The sequence below is a fragment of the Desulfocapsa sulfexigens DSM 10523 genome, assembly GCF_000341395.1.
Taxonomy (GTDB): Bacteria; Desulfobacterota; Desulfobulbia; order Desulfobulbales; family Desulfocapsaceae; genus Desulfocapsa; species Desulfocapsa sulfexigens.
The window spans coordinates 3,261,588-3,276,183 of the sequence record NC_020304.1 but is presented as its reverse complement, the minus strand read 5'-3'; the positions used below and the strand labels follow the sequence as shown (position 1 = coordinate 3,276,183).

19 protein-coding genes are annotated in these 14,596 nt (G+C 43.8%); 10 read left to right on the top strand and 9 right to left on the bottom strand.

What is annotated here, in order from left to right; all coding sequences use genetic code 11:
- Both UWK_RS14640 and UWK_RS14635 read left to right on the top strand, forming a co-directional pair.
- Nucleotides 1–639 carry a precorrin-8X methylmutase gene (locus tag UWK_RS14640; protein ID WP_015405165.1) on the top strand — a complete coding sequence of 213 codons (639 nt, stop codon included), beginning with the start codon at nucleotides 1–3 and terminating at the stop codon, nucleotides 637–639.
- A 122-nt stretch (nucleotides 640–761) separates the two neighbouring features.
- A complete protein-coding gene (locus UWK_RS14635; RefSeq protein ID WP_015405164.1) occupies nucleotides 762–1,256 on the top strand; it encodes a hypothetical protein in 495 nt (164 codons plus the stop codon).
- A gap of 356 nt (nucleotides 1,257–1,612) precedes the next feature.
- On the opposite strand, the gene UWK_RS14630 is transcribed toward UWK_RS14635, so the two are convergent.
- On the bottom strand, nucleotides 1,613–2,038 hold the full coding sequence (locus UWK_RS14630; RefSeq protein ID WP_015405163.1) for a DUF3995 domain-containing protein: 426 nt from the start codon (nucleotides 2,036–2,038) through the stop codon (nucleotides 1,613–1,615).
- A 454-nt stretch (nucleotides 2,039–2,492) separates the two neighbouring features.
- On the opposite strand from UWK_RS14630, the gene istA reads away from it, so the two are divergent.
- Both istA and istB read left to right on the top strand, forming a co-directional pair.
- Nucleotides 2,493–4,046: an IS21 family transposase gene (istA, locus tag UWK_RS14625; RefSeq protein WP_015402933.1), complete on the top strand. Its 1,554-nt coding sequence runs from the start codon at nucleotides 2,493–2,495 to the stop codon at nucleotides 4,044–4,046.
- A gap of 20 nt (nucleotides 4,047–4,066) precedes the next feature.
- Nucleotides 4,067–4,804: an IS21-like element helper ATPase IstB gene (gene istB / locus UWK_RS14620; RefSeq protein ID WP_015402932.1), complete on the top strand. Its 738-nt coding sequence runs from the start codon at nucleotides 4,067–4,069 to the stop codon at nucleotides 4,802–4,804.
- A 385-nt stretch (nucleotides 4,805–5,189) separates the two neighbouring features.
- On the opposite strand, the gene UWK_RS19635 is transcribed toward istB, so the two are convergent.
- Together UWK_RS19635 and UWK_RS19995 are read right to left on the bottom strand one after the other, a co-directional pair.
- Nucleotides 5,190–5,321 (bottom strand): hypothetical protein, encoded by a 132-nt coding sequence (locus tag UWK_RS19635; protein ID WP_265588654.1) that lies wholly within the window; start codon nucleotides 5,319–5,321, stop codon nucleotides 5,190–5,192.
- A gap of 285 nt (nucleotides 5,322–5,606) precedes the next feature.
- Nucleotides 5,607–5,741 (bottom strand): hypothetical protein, encoded by a 135-nt coding sequence (locus UWK_RS19995; protein WP_015405160.1) that lies wholly within the window; start codon nucleotides 5,739–5,741, stop codon nucleotides 5,607–5,609.
- Nucleotides 5,742–5,852: 111 nt separating this feature from the next.
- On the opposite strand from UWK_RS19995, the gene UWK_RS14610 reads away from it, so the two are divergent.
- On the top strand, nucleotides 5,853–6,140 hold the full coding sequence (locus UWK_RS14610) for a ribbon-helix-helix domain-containing protein (RefSeq protein ID WP_015405159.1): 288 nt from the start codon (nucleotides 5,853–5,855) through the stop codon (nucleotides 6,138–6,140).
- Nucleotides 6,133–6,447: a type II toxin-antitoxin system RelE/ParE family toxin gene (locus tag UWK_RS14605; protein WP_015405158.1), complete on the top strand. Its 315-nt coding sequence runs from the start codon at nucleotides 6,133–6,135 to the stop codon at nucleotides 6,445–6,447. The genes UWK_RS14610 and UWK_RS14605 overlap by 8 nt, the downstream gene beginning before the upstream one ends.
- Before the next feature lie 258 nt (nucleotides 6,448–6,705).
- Here UWK_RS14605 and UWK_RS14600 read toward each other — a convergent pair whose 3' ends face one another.
- The 5 genes from UWK_RS14600 to UWK_RS14580 all read right to left on the bottom strand — a co-directional run bounded on the left by UWK_RS14600 (nucleotide 6,706) and on the right by UWK_RS14580 (nucleotide 9,410).
- The gene (locus UWK_RS14600) at nucleotides 6,706–7,098 is read right to left on the bottom strand and encodes a type II toxin-antitoxin system VapC family toxin (protein ID WP_015405157.1); all 393 of its coding nucleotides are present in this window, start codon (nucleotides 7,096–7,098) and stop codon (nucleotides 6,706–6,708) included.
- Between the two features lie 2 nt (nucleotides 7,099–7,100).
- Nucleotides 7,101–7,334: a hypothetical protein gene (locus UWK_RS14595; RefSeq protein WP_015405156.1), complete on the bottom strand. Its 234-nt coding sequence runs from the start codon at nucleotides 7,332–7,334 to the stop codon at nucleotides 7,101–7,103.
- A gap of 229 nt (nucleotides 7,335–7,563) precedes the next feature.
- Nucleotides 7,564–8,031 carry a GNAT family N-acetyltransferase gene (locus UWK_RS14590; RefSeq protein ID WP_015405155.1) on the bottom strand — a complete coding sequence of 156 codons (468 nt, stop codon included), beginning with the start codon at nucleotides 8,029–8,031 and terminating at the stop codon, nucleotides 7,564–7,566.
- A 135-nt stretch (nucleotides 8,032–8,166) separates the two neighbouring features.
- Nucleotides 8,167–8,832: a carboxypeptidase-like regulatory domain-containing protein gene (locus tag UWK_RS14585; protein ID WP_167320756.1), complete on the bottom strand. Its 666-nt coding sequence runs from the start codon at nucleotides 8,830–8,832 to the stop codon at nucleotides 8,167–8,169.
- Nucleotides 8,833–9,065: 233 nt separating this feature from the next.
- The gene (locus UWK_RS14580) at nucleotides 9,066–9,410 is read right to left on the bottom strand and encodes a YceK/YidQ family lipoprotein (protein WP_015405153.1); all 345 of its coding nucleotides are present in this window, start codon (nucleotides 9,408–9,410) and stop codon (nucleotides 9,066–9,068) included.
- A gap of 362 nt (nucleotides 9,411–9,772) precedes the next feature.
- On the opposite strand from UWK_RS14580, the gene UWK_RS14575 reads away from it, so the two are divergent.
- Nucleotides 9,773–10,957, top strand: coding sequence for an integron integrase (locus UWK_RS14575; protein WP_208598476.1), 1,185 nt, complete (start codon nucleotides 9,773–9,775; stop codon nucleotides 10,955–10,957).
- Nucleotides 10,958–11,076: 119 nt separating this feature from the next.
- On the opposite strand, the gene xseA is transcribed toward UWK_RS14575, so the two are convergent.
- Entirely contained in the window at nucleotides 11,077–12,435 is a 1,359-nt protein-coding gene (xseA, locus tag UWK_RS14570) for an exodeoxyribonuclease VII large subunit (protein ID WP_015405151.1), read from the bottom strand.
- Between the two features lie 190 nt (nucleotides 12,436–12,625).
- On the opposite strand from xseA, the gene UWK_RS14565 reads away from it, so the two are divergent.
- Genes UWK_RS14565 through panD form a run of 3 tightly spaced genes read left to right on the top strand, consistent with a single transcriptional unit; the run spans nucleotide 12,626 to nucleotide 14,591 of the window.
- Nucleotides 12,626–13,321 carry a YfgM family protein gene (locus UWK_RS14565; RefSeq protein ID WP_015405150.1) on the top strand — a complete coding sequence of 232 codons (696 nt, stop codon included), beginning with the start codon at nucleotides 12,626–12,628 and terminating at the stop codon, nucleotides 13,319–13,321.
- A complete protein-coding gene (gene panC / locus UWK_RS14560) occupies nucleotides 13,318–14,178 on the top strand; it encodes a pantoate--beta-alanine ligase (protein ID WP_015405149.1) in 861 nt (286 codons plus the stop codon). The genes UWK_RS14565 and panC overlap by 4 nt, the downstream gene beginning before the upstream one ends.
- 50 nt (nucleotides 14,179–14,228) lie before the next feature.
- The gene (gene panD, locus UWK_RS14555; protein ID WP_041916442.1) at nucleotides 14,229–14,591 is read left to right on the top strand and encodes an aspartate 1-decarboxylase; all 363 of its coding nucleotides are present in this window, start codon (nucleotides 14,229–14,231) and stop codon (nucleotides 14,589–14,591) included.
- The last annotated feature ends 5 nt before the right edge of the window (nucleotides 14,592–14,596 follow it).

Below are 14,596 nucleotides of genomic sequence, written 5' to 3'. Positions count from 1 at the left end.
ATGCATAGAATAACAGAAATAGCTCCACAGGCGATTGAAGGTGAAAGTTTTCGAATTATAGCAAAGGAATTTGATCAACAGACAGGACTCTGTCAAAAAGATATTATTCCTGAGCAGTTTGCAGTTATTCAGAGGGTTATCCATGCTACCGGGGATTTTTCTTTTGCAAAGCTGTTGCATTTTCACCCAGGGGCCATCGAAGCTGGATGCGAAGCGATACGATCTGGCAAAAATATTCTTACAGATGTTAATATGGCAGTCGCCGGAATCAGCAAAGCTATTTTGGCTCCTTATGGCGGAAAGGTTATCTGTAAGGTTGCTGATCCTGAAATTGCTCAACTGGCCCTTGAACGCGGGCTTACCAGATCCCAGGCAGCTATTGAGGAGGGTATGATCGAGAATGTCGGTATTGTTGCTATCGGCAATGCGCCCACCGCCCTTATAACAATAATGAAACTTATTCAAGAAGACAAAATACGCCCAGAGTTAATTGTCGGCGTTCCTGTAGGCTTTGTTAATGCGCCCGAGTCAAAAGAAATTTTACAGGAACAGGACTTTCCGTTCATCACCTGTGAGGGCAGAAAAGGGGGGACAACCGTTTCTGTTGCTATTGTGAATGCCCTTTTGCGTCTTTTGTAGAGAATGTCTCTTGACTTTTTTGTATCACAATGATTAGTTTGATGTGATAAGGATTCTCATCTTAATAGGATTTCTGAGAAACACTTAAAAAGAACACAAAAAAACCATACGGTACAATATTGATGCTTCGAAAATATTTCCATATATCTTTTATTGTAATTGTTCTGATACTCTGTTCAGTTATTGTAAATGCTAAAGAAAACTCTGTGACCTGTCTTCCCTGTGAGGATGTTCAGCATGCAGCTGACCTTGCAGCCATTGAAAAAAAGTTACTTATTTTTAGCAATAACTCTCTTGAATCACTTGATGAAAAGGAACGTGACTGGTATGAAACCTTCCAGAAAGGTGGGTTGCTCTTCGATGGCTGGCAGGAAATAAGTGATGATGTTGTAGCCAGAGTACCTGAAAGGGAGAAGGTGAAAACCAAGGTGAGCATGCTTGCACTTGGTCTTAAAATTGGATGTGAATGGAGTAAGGAAAACGATGTGCGCAAAATCTCCACCGACATGCTGAAGGACTGGGGAAAGGTGATCCAGAAAACCGTTAACAAATCACCACACGAGATTTCTGTTGTTATAAGTTCAATAGAACACGAAGTGGACAGGTTACTGTTTTAAAAGATAAAATATGGGATATGTTTTTTGAACCATGAGTAAAAGGGGGGCAGAGCAAGATTAAATCCCTACTTTTACTGTAGACGAATGGCTCCGTTGCAGGATACGAATGTGTTTCTGGAAACAATGGAGGTATACACACACGAACCAAAGTGTCCAATCTTTTCAAGCTGGGAACCTTCAAAAGACAGGCAATTATGACAGCATTAGCTAAAAGAACTTGGGTTGATATCTGTCAAAGACCAGTGGGTGAAGATTCACTACCCGGCTCAGGCCCGATGACCTTAATGAATCGCCCTATGCGTAGCTGCTTGTGGGGCGGTGTGGTAAGGGCAAGGGAAAACCTTGCCCTTACCCGATTATATCCTGCCCGCCGCTAGTAATAAGAACGCCCCGCCAGCTAACAGGCAGAAAGGCGAAAACAGCCAGCTGTCATACATTGCGAACTTCGAGCCCTTCACACGCTTGAAGAAACCAACATACTTGAGTTCGCCAACCGCCCGCAGGACGAGTACGCCTCCGACAGCGAAGCCGAGAAGGACCGCATAAGGAGTGAGCGCCGCAGCGTAACCGGCCCCGAACCCGAGGACGAGCGCGATTAGTGCGAAGCCAGTGAGCACGAATGCAACCGCAATCGTTGCCGCTGCTCCGGGCGTGAAGACTGGTGTCCCATCTACCTCAGGGAGGGCTGCTGACATTCCGAACTTTCCGCCGAGCGCCCAATACAAATGCAGTGCCGCCAATCCAACGAACGATATGATGAGAATGATCGCTATTGTTTCCACAGTTCCCTCCATGGGATATAACAAGTTATTGTCTTAACTAGCATTAGGGACCAAGCTATCAACCTGATTATTCTGTATTAAAGTCCCAGAATTACCTGTTTTTAAACCTTAGAGCATCCTTTTCGCCCTCAAAAAGCGTACTGTAAAAAACCTGAGGCCCTTTCAGTGCGCTTCCCTTCTCTTCCCGAATAACTGTGCGGCTGCCGGCCTGGGATCTCAGCTACCTCTGAACCTTCTCCACAAAACCGTCACTGCCTACAGCTGCATATTCCAGACGATTCCGGCCACCGATTCCAGAGTAAACCGGCCACTCATTCCACGTGATTCCGGCCACCGATTCCATTTCATTCCGGCCAGTGATTCCAGAGGAATCCGGTCACCCCAAATAGGGAGTAGCGACGCATAGAACCAACTGGTAGAGAGTGCCTTTTTGAATAAAATTCAAGGAGGGCTCATGCCGAAGAAGAGGTTATCTATGCGAAAAATTAGAGAGGTACTACGACTCAAGTATGAACTTGGGCACAGTAACCGTGAAATTTCCCGTAGCTGCGGTATTGGCAGCAGCACGGTAAGTGACTATTTACAACGAACCAAAAGAGCAGATCTGGGTTGGCCCCTTCCTGACGACCTAAGCGACAGCAGCCTTGAACAAACCCTTTTCCCTCCACCGCCTCCACCGGGGACAAGCCGGCTAATTCCAGATTTCTCTGAGATCCACAAAGAGCTCCAATCCAAACGAGGGGTTACCCTGAACCTGCTGTGGCAGGAATACAAAGAGCAGCATCCTGACGGCTACCAGTACAGCTGGTTCTGCCATAGTTACCGGGATTGGGCCGGCAAGCTTGATCTGGTCATGCGCCATGAACACCGAGCCGGTGAGAAACTGTTTGTCGACTACGCAGGCCAAACCGTCGATGTCGTTGACCAACACACCGGAGAAATCACAAAGGCTCAGGTCTTTGTTGCGGTCCTTGGTGCCAGCAACTACACCTATGCTGAGGCCACTCCCAGCCAGAAGATTGAGGATTGGATCGGTTCACATGTCCGTACATTTGCTTTCCTGGGTGGGGTTCCGGAAGTTGTCGTTCCAGATAACCTGAAAAGTGGCGTCACAAAAGCCTGCCGTTACGAACCTGACCTTAATCCCACTTATCATGATCTGGCCCGACATTATCAAACCGTGGTGCTGCCTGCAAGGGTTAGAAAACCAAGGGACAAGGCCAAGGCTGAGGCCGGTGTATTGCTGGTGGAACGCTGGATTCTGGCAAAACTCCGTAAACATACTTTCTTCAACATTGACGATCTCAATCGCGAAATAGGCAAACTCCTTGAGCAACTGAACAACAAGCCTTTCAAGAAGTTATCCGGCAGCCGTAAAAGTCGCTTTGAAGAACTGGACAAACCTGCCCTGAAACAACTTCCAGCCAGCCCTTATGAATTATCCTACTGGAAAAAGGCCACTGTACATATCGACTATCATGTGGAGGTCGAGGGACATTACTATTCCGTTCCATATAACCTGGTCAAAAAACAGATTGAGGTGCGCTATACCAAAAGCACGGTTGAGTGTTACTTTCGTGGTAAACGGGTGGCCAGTCACATCCGGGAGAATCAACGAGGGCACCACACTACCGTCAAAGAGCATATGCCTGTCAACCACCGAAAGTACATGGAGTGGAATCCGGACAGGTTCAAGCGCTGGGCTGCCAAGGTCGGGCCGGAGACACTCTGCCTCACAGAGACGCTTCTTGTAAAAAGAGCTCACCCACAACAGGCCTATCGCACTTTGCTGGGCATTCTCCGTCTTGGCAAAGCCTATGGAGATTCACGCCTTGAGGCAGCATGCCATCGGGCCCTGCATATCAACGCCCTTTCTTACCGCTCAGTGGAATCCATACTCAAAAGCGGCCTTGATCAGAAGCCACTACCGAAGCCGGCTACAGAGGACAAGCCGGTTAATCACGCAAATATCCGTGGCTCTCAGTATTATTCTCCCTCAACCCACTAAAACAAAAAGGAAACGATAAAATGCTTCTGCATCCAACACTTGAAAAACTCACAACTCTTCGATTCACCGGCATGGCCGCAGCACTCCAGGAACAGATGGACATGGACACTGCAGATAACCTGGGTTTCGAAGAACGCCTCGGTCTGTTACTTGACCGCGAGCAGGCGGTCAGGGAAACCAGAAAACTTCAGACCAGACTCAGAAAGGCAAAGCTGCGGCAGGATGGCTCAATCGAGGATGTAGACTTCCGTCATCCGCGTGGTCTGGATAGGTCACTGGTAACCAGGCTGGCTGACTGCAACTGGATAAAGGAACATACCAATCTGCTTATTACCGGCCCCACTGGAGTCGGCAAATCCTATCTTGCCTGTGCCTTGGCCCAAAAGGCATGCAGAGAAGGCTATAGTGCTCTCTATCTCCGTCTGAGTAAACTCTTTGAAGATCTGGCTCTTGCCAAGGGGGATGGCCGTTATCTGAAGTTACTGACTGTCTATTCAAAAACAGATCTATTGGTACTTGATGACTATGGACTGGCCACACTCAACCAGGAGCAACGCCATGATTTACTAGAAATACTGGAAGACAGACACGGCCTCAAATCTACCTTGGTAACCAGTCAATTACCGGTAGAGCACTGGCATGAGCGGATCGGAGATCCGACTTTAGCCGACGCCATTCTTGACCGTCTGGTACATGCCGCTCACAAAATCAAACTGAAAGGAGAATCTATGAGAAAAAAGAAAGCACGCTTGACGTGAGAGCAACACACAGAGTAAGAAGGAAATATTCGCGTCGCTACGCTCCGACACCCTGGCCGGAATCCTCTGGACTGGGTGGCCGCTTTGCCGTGGAATTACTGGCCGGAATCAAGTGGACTGGGTGGCCGGATTCACTGGAATACGCATACAGCGATTGATTCACTCCAAAAAGCCTTCCGTTGTTGTTTATCTGCCCCCAGTTCTGTCTCAACCCACTGTTTATGTTTCTAACGAAAATGTTCTTGACTGCCAACGGAAAAAAGATCGATCAAAGGCGATCGATCACGGTATACCGCTGTTTCGGCCTCTGGATTTCATTGAAGCCGCTCAACGTATATTCCAACGGGTGTTTCACCCCTCCTGCCCGCACCATGTTGAGGTCGATCTAGACCAGACACTTTGCCAGATGTTCATCCGTCTCCACCGCACTGGCATGGTATCGATCCTCCCAGAAGGTGCCTTTTCGACTCTTTCGCTGGTTATACTCCTGTACAGTCCGGCCTGCAATGAGCAGCATGCTGTTGGGAATTACATCTTCCCTGGTGTCCACCACCAGCAGGTGGATATGGTTGGAAGTGGCAATATAGTCAGGTACACAGGGTCCATAGACATCTGTGGGTGATGTGCCAGACGCAGCCGGGTATATAATGTTAGTTTGCTCTTGGCATGGATACCAGCCCTCTGTATTTCCTTAGAGGGTCCTTTTTTTTGGGGGGAAGGAGGCCATAAGGGATTAAAACGGGTGTTTTTGAGGTATTTCTATTGCTATATCAGTTGGGTAACTTGGTCCGACCCAATAGTATTAAGTATTACGCAACTTGTGAAACCCGATTGAAATATCGAGGTGTTCTTCGGTAAGCTCTTCTTTGTAGTTGCTCCATTTCTGATCAATTTCAATTGAATAGTCAAGTCTGTTTACTGTGGTTAAAGTCACCATTTAGTTAAGCACATTTTAAATGCAACAGCTCAAAATATTGAGTTGCATTGCGGTTGCCCCATGTAATTAATAGTGGTATGATTAAATCATACTCACAAGGAGGTCAACACAATGCAACAAGAAAAAGCGGAACGAATTACAATTACTCTACCCCGGGATATGCTTTCCTCAATCAAGCAAAAAGTGAGCTCTGGCTCCTATGGCTCTACCAGCGAGTTGATAAGAGAAGCGATGAGGCTTTGGCAAAAAAAAGAAGAAGAGCATGAAATACGTCTGGCCCTCATACGTAACCGTTTGGAGAAATCCAAGAATAATGGTGAACCAGTACCCATTGAAGAAGCATTTAGCAGAATTGAGGAGTTACACAAACGAAAACTGAAAGGGGAAATTGATGGATAAATATCGTGTCTATTTTATGCCGGATGCGATCAAGGACCTAGAAGATATTTATCTTTATATAGTTGAGCAAAGTGGTTTCCCCGAAAGGGCTTGGAACTATATGGAAAGGCTCAAGTCCAAGTGTCAGGAGCTAGAAACTTTTCCAATAAGAGGTCAATTGCGAAGTGATCTGATGGACGGGTTAAGAATTTATCCTCTTGATAACAAAGCTGTTGCAGCATTCCTTGTAGATGAGGCAGATTCGACGGTACAGATTCTAAATGTTTTTTATGGAGGGCGGCATTATGAAGCCCTCATTGATTCGTGATATTCTTTGGTAAGCTCTTCTTTGTGGTTGCTCCATTTCTAAACAATTCCGGAAAACTAGGGGGTTCTACCCTGTCAGGACTAAGGTAAAATAGAGGTATTGGTAGGATATTAAGAACTTCGACATGGCAATATTAGCGCAAAGCTAAGACGCGCGCCTGGCAGAGGTTGAGTAGGTTCGTGTTGTATTAAGTTGGCCGAAGCTGATAAAACTAGCGTGCTCGCGCGTCGTGCTTGAGCGAATTATATGGCAGTTTTTTTAGAACCAGTCTTCAAGGCTCAAGCCTTCAACTCTATTGAATTCTTTTGTGTTGTGTGTGACTAGTGTAGCGTTTGAACTCAAGGCAATTCCTGCGATGAAAGTGTCATAGGGGCCTATTGGTGTGCCTATATTTTCAAGTTCTGCTCTGATCACTGCGGCAACTTCGGCCTCTTTTGAAGCAAAGGGTAATACGGTGATGCGTGAGATTAGCGATTCTAGTTGTTTCTTTCTTTTTTTCGGGCTGTTTGATTTTGCTATCCCCACCTCAAGTTCATAAAGAGCAATTGAAGGTATGGAAATATCTTTTGGGGATTTAGACAGTAGGTTCTCTGCCACATTACCCAGACCTTTGAAGAAATAAATAAGTGTGTTTGTGTCAAGGAGATACAATTTTAGAGTTCCTCCCTTGGGGAGTCATGGCCGGTGGTCGATCTTATCTCATGGATGGTTGGAAAATCGTCTTTCCAGCTGCCTGCCAACTTGACGACATCCTGAGGCCATTCAGTTGTTACTTTTTCTTCTATAACCCCCGCAACCCATTTGCTAACGGAAAGGTGACTAGATTTGGCAGCTTTTTTCAATTTGTTTTCTGTCTCATTGTCGAGATAGATAGTTACTTGACCCATAATCGCACCTCACTGAGATTTGTTCATAATATAATTGTAATTATAATTGTGATGAGCTTTTCTGTCAAGTTGCAGATTAGAGATGAAGTGTAGTTCGTGATTGTTTTGCCATATAACGCAAAGCTAAGACGCGCGCCTAGCCGGGGTTAAGTTAAGTTAGAGTTGTAATTGAGATGGCCGAAGCCGATTTAGCGAAGCGCAAGTTTGCGCGTCGTGCTTGAGCGTATTGTTAGGGCAATTTTTCCATTTTTAGTAGTTCGATACCCTGGTTAGTAGTTTCTTTTTTTATAACTTTATAACCTGATTTTTCGTATAGATGAATATTTCTGGAGCTTTTGTTGCCCGTGAACAATTGATAAGACTTTGGATTTGTAGCTATTTTTTCAATTTGTTTAAGCAATAATGTTCCAATGCCTTTATTTTGATACTCTGGTTTAACTACGATTCGATCGATAGTTACGATGCCTTCTTTTTGCTTAAATCTGACTGCCCCAATGATTTGCCCATTGATTACAACTTTCAAAAAGGTTTTTTCACCGAATTCATTTTCAATTGACTCCAGGCTTTGTGTAAGCGGTGGCAGTTCATAGTTGTTATAAATGGCTGCTTGGCCTAGAAAGGCTGATTTTTGGATTTCCAAAATTTCATTAGCATCATTTTTAGATGCTATTTCAATTTGAATATCAGGCTCATTCATTTTTGGCCCTAACGCAAAGCTAAGACGCGCGCCTAGCAGAGGTTGAGTAAGTTCGGGTTGAAGTGAGTTGGCCGAAGCCGATAAAACTGGCGTGCTCGCGCGTCGTGCTTGAGCGAATTGTTATACCATTGTTGTTTATTTAAGGATTTGTGACTCAATTCCTAAAGTCTCTCCTGGTTTTTCTTGAGTAAATGATCTTTTCTTCCACTCTTGCTCATATACTTGTAACGCTACCCCAAAGTCTTTCCACAGTTCAAGTTCATAATGGGAATATTTTTTTGATTCGACATTGCCCTTGTTTTTAGTTTGACTTAATACATTGTAATATTCTTCTATGGTTAATTTGGATGGAGAAAGAAGTTTATACATTCTGTTTATATCATTTATCACTCCCAAGTATTTTTGTTCTTCATATGTTATACTGTAAGGTATATATGGTTCATAAATTTTTGATTTCAAATATGGTTCTTTTTTAAATTTTTTTAACCTAATAATATTCTCTTTAGATTCTTCAATGTTGTTACCATGTGAAGTATATGCTGATGATATGTATTCAGGTTTTGATATTATAAAATGTTCATCACCCCATATTGCTAGTGGCCTAAACGCGAAAAGTAACTTGCTTATTTTAAAACAGCCATTTTGGTCTGAAAAAGTTTGTGTGTAACCAGCATAGTGTGACACCGTTCCTGCTACACTAGGAGATTCTGTGGATATGTAAGAATAAATCAAAGCTCCCTCAATAGGCTTACCAGTTTCTGCATCTACAATTTTTCCTTCATACGGCCCAATATGTGTCACAACTGCGCAACCATTCAGGGAAAAAAGGAAGGTTATAAGGAGTAGGGTACAAGGTGCTTTCATGGTTTGATTGGTATAACGCAAAGCTAAGACGCGCGCCTAGCTTGGGTTAAAGTAAGTTCGGGTTGTGTTGAGATGGCCGAAGCCGATTTAGCAAAGCGCAAGTTTGCGCGTCGTGCTTGAGCGTATTGTTGGGCAATTTTTTTAACTCTACGTATTGAGGTAGTTTTTGTTTATTTAGGCACCGAGCCTTGCTCTTTGTGGGTTGCTTCGTTTTGTTTTTGTTTATCTATTTTGTTTTTCCTTGCTATGTCGGCAGGAAGCATAATTGTGTCTGTGACTAATGAGATAGGCAAATCGATAATTGAAAGAGGGACGACAATCAATGTTCCCGGACCAGGACTGCAATAGAGTCCGCCTCCACTTTTAATTGTGAAAATGTCAAATTGTGTAGCCGGATAATAATTGAGTTGTCCTCGATTCTCTTCTGAGTAGGTAACCCGCTCTAGTATCGTGCTGCAGCCACTTGTTAATGTTATTGTGGCAAGTATAAGGGTTAAGGCAAGTAGTCTGTTCATTTTTTTGTTGCCCAACAAGTTATTGTCTAGTTTTCTAGATAACTCCGGGTCGCCATCTCCATTGACAATCTGAAGTGGTCCATGATAGGCTATTTTCTTCTGGTTAACCAGTCACAGTGAATGTTATCTAGATTCCAGTTAACACCCTAAGTCGATTTATGATCAAGCTACCCAAAGAATTCTCAGCCCAATACTCAAAATTTCTCAAAGATCAGGGTGTGGAACAACGCTTCCAATCTTTCTACCTGAAATGGTTACGATATTATCTCGATTTTTGCACGAAATATTCTTTAAAATGGAGCGAAAAAGACTCTTTGCCTGCTTTTTTGATTAAGCTGAAAAGTAAAAATCAAAAACCGTTCATGTTGAAGCAAGCAGAAGACGCCATCCATTTGCTATGGAAGATGAAAAATTCAGAAGAAGTAATAGGGCAACAAAAGAAACCACCAGAAAAGAGTCATAATTTTTATGATATCGAGGCTCAGGTTGCCAAAGATAACCGCGTAAAACAGACTGCTATCGCTACCAGAAAAATGAAAGAGGTACTCCCTGAAACGGAAAAAAGTGCTGAAAAACACAAGGGAGTAGACTGGCGGCAGGTATACTCGGAGCTCGAAAGCTCGATCAGGATGAGACATTACTCACTAAGGACATTGAAATCTTATGTTGGGTATACAAGGCAATTCCAGACTTTTGTAAAAAGCAAAGATCCCAAATTCGTTGAGGTGGAAGATGTTAAAGCGTTCTTATCGTTTATGGCGACAGAAAAGAAAGTTTCTGCATCGAGTCAAAATTTAGCATTCAATGCTTTGCTTTATTTGTTTCGAAATGTCTTCAAGTCCGACTTTGGGAAAATTGACGGTGTGGTTCGGGCTAAACACAAGCCGTATATCCCTGTTGTTTTATCCCGGGAAGAAATCGATATAGTACTTTCTTATATGAGTAATCCTTACAAATTAATGATCGAGCTCATGTATGGATGCGGACTGCGAATCTCTGAATGTATTTCTTTTCGGGTCCACAATTTTAATTTTGATATGGGAATATTGACTATACATGACGGGAAAGGTAAAAAGGATCGCACTGTGCCTATTCCGGATAAACTGAAAGGGAGGCTCAAAGAACAGTTGACTTTTGTTGGCAGTGTTCATGATGCAGATCTTAAAGTAGGCTATGATGGCGTCTTTCTGCCCGACAGACTTGAGAAAAAATATAAGAATGCTCCGAGGGAATTTATCTGGCAGTGGTTTTTTCCGGCCAAAGAATTAACACACATCCTCAAAAATGGTGAAAACCGGCGCTATCATATCCATGAGACATCATTGCAAAAGGCCCTGAGAAGAGCTGTGAAAAAGGCAAAAATACCCAAAAGAATTACTTCACACACGTTTCGTCATTCCTTTGCCAGCCATCTTCTGCAGGCCAATTATGATATCCGAACAATACAGGAACTGATGGGACATTCGGATGTAAGGACAACCATGATTTACACTCATACGGTGAAGAGTACGACGAAAAAGGAAGCAAAGAGCCCACTTGATTTTTAATATGTTCACCGGCAATATCACTGTGAAAGTGGCTACGCTGTAAAAAGGTGCCTACTGAGTGTCAGGTTTAATCACGTCTCATCTCTTAAACTGTCAGATCGAGTCGGAACAACTACGATTTATTCATCAGTTACATGGGTCACTCCGCACTCTACTTTTCCTCTGTGAAACCGAATTTCCAGTCTGTCGTCAATTTTAAGCTGTCCACTATTTCTGATAAGTGTTTTTTTTCCAGATTTTGTATCAATTTTATTTGTGATGGAATATCCTCTCGACATCGTTGCCAGTGGACTGACCGCATCAAGCAATGATGCCTGCCGGCCTAACGCTGCCTCTTTGTCCGCAACTAAAGTCCGGAACAGATAGGAGAGTTTTGCTGCAGCAAAATGAAGATGTTGTTCCTGAAGTTGTACCTTTGCCACCGGTGAATTGTGATGAAGTTTTGCGTAAAATTCGTCACAGATAACACTCCTGTTACTGATTACTTTTTTTATCAGGGTAACAAGCTTAAGAGATGCGTGATCAAGACGAAGAGAATAATTGGTGAAGAGAAAATCCATGTCTCCAAGCAATCTACGGTTTTGATTGATCCGGTACTGATAGTCTTCCAATATTCCAAAAACAGTTCTGGTGAGTATCCGTTGCATACGTCCAACTGTTTCCTGTAGTGCAATACCGTCAGGGATTATCATTTCCGCAGCAGCCGTAGGTGTTGGCGCTCTCAGATCGGCACAGAAGTCACTTATTGTGAAATCCACCTCATGTCCTATAGCTGATACAACCGGGATGGTGGATTGTGCAATTGCCCTTGCCAGAATTTCCTCATTAAAGGGCCAGAGATCCTCGAGGGATCCTCCACCACGACAAAGCACCACGATATCTGTGTGTGGACGGACAACATTGAGTATGTCCAGGGCTTTGACAATCGCTGCTGCTGCCTCTTTTCCCTGAACAGGCACGGGGTAAATACTCACAGTGGTAGGAAAATGCCGCTTGCGCCATATTTTTAGAAAATCATGGACGGCAGCACCACTAGGGGAAGTGAGCAACACAATCTCCCTTGGGAATCTGGGAAGACTTCGTTTCCTCTCCTGAGCAAAAAGTCCTTCACCCTGCAGCTGTTTTTTGAGTTTTTCAAATTGGAGCTGCAGCATTCCACTCCCTTGAAAATCAACACTGTCTACCACGAGCTGGTAGTCACCTCGTGGTTCGTAAACTGAGATGCGGCCATGGCATATGACCTGTTGTCCATCTTCAAGAGGTTTTTCAAGATAGCGGGATTGTCCCTTAAAAAGTACACCTTTGAGCTGGGCACCATCATCCTTTAAGGTGAAGTACAAATGCCCTGAAAATGGTCGTTTAAGGTTCGAAATTTCCCCTTCCACCTTAACAAAACGAAACTTCATTTCAACCAGATTTTTAAGTTTTCTGGTGAGTGAAGTGACGGAATACATCTGGTCTGCTTCTTGATTGATCATCTAAAAGAGCCTGTATGTGAATAGAACTTTAAAAATCCGTAATATATGCGGTTTGAGAATAGACATGGCAATCAGGATAGGGTAAATTACACTATTTATTTTTGAAAACAAAATGGAGACAGCTGCCACTATCTCAGATAGAGGTATAGGTTTTTCTCATAAAGGTAAAGTAAAAAACCAGGAGTGCAGGATGAGTGAAAGAAGTGCATTTGATCAGAATCATGTGGCAGAAAATGCCTATGTTGAACCGAGCGGTGTGCTGGATCAACTCAATCTTCCACCAGGTTTTGTGAAATTTGTTAGGAATAATAAACGAATACTGCAAATTAGCGGCACTTTGATAGTAATTGTCGTGGTTGTTGGATCTCTTTATCAGAGTTACCGAACTGGACGTCTTGAAGATAGTGCAAGCAATCTTTCCCTATCCATGAATGCGGAAGGCGCAGATAGGATTAAGGCTCTTGAACATGTTGTTGATAATTATTCAGGAACACCCTCGGCTCTGTGGGCAAGTGTAGAACTTGGTCATATGGCCATGAAGGATAAAGCCTATTCCAAAGCCAAACAGTATTACTCCGAGGTTCGTGATGACATTTCAACCTCAAATCCAATGTATGGGCTGCTAAGTTTTGCAATAGCCCAGGCCGAAGAGGCAGACAAATTGTATAGTCAGGCTTCGGCATCTTATTCGGCTCTGAAAGCAATTGATGGCTATAAGGATGAGGGGTTCATGGGGATGGCCCGGGTACTCGAGGCTGAAGGAAAAAACAAGGAAGCTCTGGCGGTTTATGAGGAATATCTCGGGACCTTTCTCGGTGAGGAGCAGAACTCTCAGCTCACCAGAATGATTCAGCAAAAGATTACCCGTCTCAGCGCTCAGGAATGAAGGTAGTAACCAGTCCTGAAGAGATCCAGATACTTGCCCAGCAATATCGATCTCAGGGGTTACTGATCGGGCTTGTACCAACCATGGGTTGGTTTCATGAAGGGCATCTTTCGCTTATGCGAAGAGCCAGGCAGTCCGTCGACCGCGTAATAGTCAGCCTTTTTATAAATCCCATGCAGTTTGGGCCAGGTGAGGATCTGGATAACTATCCCTATGACCTAAAAAGAGACTGTAGACTGGCTGAAGAAGTAGGAGTTGATATTATTTTTGCCCCGGACAAGGGCAGTATGTATCCGGAGGGTTTTGCCACTACCGTTTCTGTCAGTGGGTTAACATCTTCCCTTTGCGGAGCAAGCAGGCCTGGGCATTTTGACGGAGTAACCACCGTTGTAGCAAAACTTTTCAACCTGACACTGCCACACCTTGCCGTTTTTGGGGAAAAAGATTTTCAACAACTGGCGGTGATACGGCGGATGGTTGCAGATCTCGATTTTCCGATAGATATTATTGGTCATCCAATAGTTCGCGAAAAAAATGGCCTGGCCATGAGTTCGCGCAACACGTACCTTCAAAAAGATGAAATCCCAGCGGCACTTTCCCTTTCTTTGAGCATTACTGCTGTTAAAAATGCCATTAAAAACAACAGCGGGCAAACAATAACACCTGCTGACCTTAAGGATATAGCCTGTCAGATAGTAACAGAACATCCTGAATGCGAAATTGATTATATAGAAATAGTTGATAAAACGACACTACAGGTTTGCACTCACTTGAGTGAACAGTCCTTGCTGGTTATGGCGGTAAAGATTAATAAGCGGATACGATTAATAGATAATTCTCTATTAATGGAATCATAAAACATTAAAAACAGGTTTTCCGAAAACCATCACTTTACAGGATAGTTGCTATGGAGCGTCAAATGCTCAGGGCCAAGTTACACAAGGCCACTATTACTGAAGCAGATCTTAATTATGAAGGTAGTCTTACCATTGACCGTGAACTTCTCGATGCTGTAGGAATAGTGCCCTTCGAGCGGGTAAAGGTCTATAATATAAATAATGGGGAGCGTTTTGACACCTATGCTATTGAAGGGAAAGCCGGATCTGGTGTTATTGGTCTGAATGGTGCTGCTGCCCGTAAAGGGATGGTTGGCGATTTGATCATTATTGTAACCTTTGGATTCTACTCACCACAGGATCTTGAAACCTATCATCCTGTTATTGCATTGCTTGATAAAAACAATAGAATCAAAGAAATGCTCACCAAATAATTGAC

Coding starts and splice junctions, on each gene's coding strand:
- UWK_RS14640 (WP_015405165.1), top strand. CDS start 1: ATGCATAGAATAACAGAAATAGCTCCACAGGCGATTGAAGGTGAAAGT.
- UWK_RS14635 (WP_015405164.1), top strand. CDS start 762: ATGCTTCGAAAATATTTCCATATATCTTTTATTGTAATTGTTCTGATA.
- istA (WP_015402933.1), top strand. CDS start 2,493: ATGCCGAAGAAGAGGTTATCTATGCGAAAAATTAGAGAGGTACTACGA.
- istB (WP_015402932.1), top strand. CDS start 4,067: ATGCTTCTGCATCCAACACTTGAAAAACTCACAACTCTTCGATTCACC.
- UWK_RS19635 (WP_265588654.1), bottom strand. CDS start 5,321: ATGCTGCTCATTGCAGGCCGGACTGTACAGGAGTATAACCAGCGAAAG.
- UWK_RS19995 (WP_015405160.1), bottom strand. CDS start 5,741: ATGGTGACTTTAACCACAGTAAACAGACTTGACTATTCAATTGAAATT.
- UWK_RS14610 (WP_015405159.1), top strand. CDS start 5,853: ATGCAACAAGAAAAAGCGGAACGAATTACAATTACTCTACCCCGGGAT.
- UWK_RS14605 (WP_015405158.1), top strand. CDS start 6,133: ATGGATAAATATCGTGTCTATTTTATGCCGGATGCGATCAAGGACCTA.
- UWK_RS14595 (WP_015405156.1), bottom strand. CDS start 7,334: ATGGGTCAAGTAACTATCTATCTCGACAATGAGACAGAAAACAAATTG.
- UWK_RS14590 (WP_015405155.1), bottom strand. CDS start 8,031: ATGAATGAGCCTGATATTCAAATTGAAATAGCATCTAAAAATGATGCT.
- UWK_RS14580 (WP_015405153.1), bottom strand. CDS start 9,410: ATGAACAGACTACTTGCCTTAACCCTTATACTTGCCACAATAACATTA.
- UWK_RS14575 (WP_208598476.1), top strand. CDS start 9,773: ATGTTGAAGCAAGCAGAAGACGCCATCCATTTGCTATGGAAGATGAAA.
- xseA (WP_015405151.1), bottom strand. CDS start 12,435: ATGATCAATCAAGAAGCAGACCAGATGTATTCCGTCACTTCACTCACC.
- UWK_RS14565 (WP_015405150.1), top strand. CDS start 12,626: ATGAGTGAAAGAAGTGCATTTGATCAGAATCATGTGGCAGAAAATGCC.
- panC (WP_015405149.1), top strand. CDS start 13,318: ATGAAGGTAGTAACCAGTCCTGAAGAGATCCAGATACTTGCCCAGCAA.
- panD (WP_041916442.1), top strand. CDS start 14,229: ATGGAGCGTCAAATGCTCAGGGCCAAGTTACACAAGGCCACTATTACT.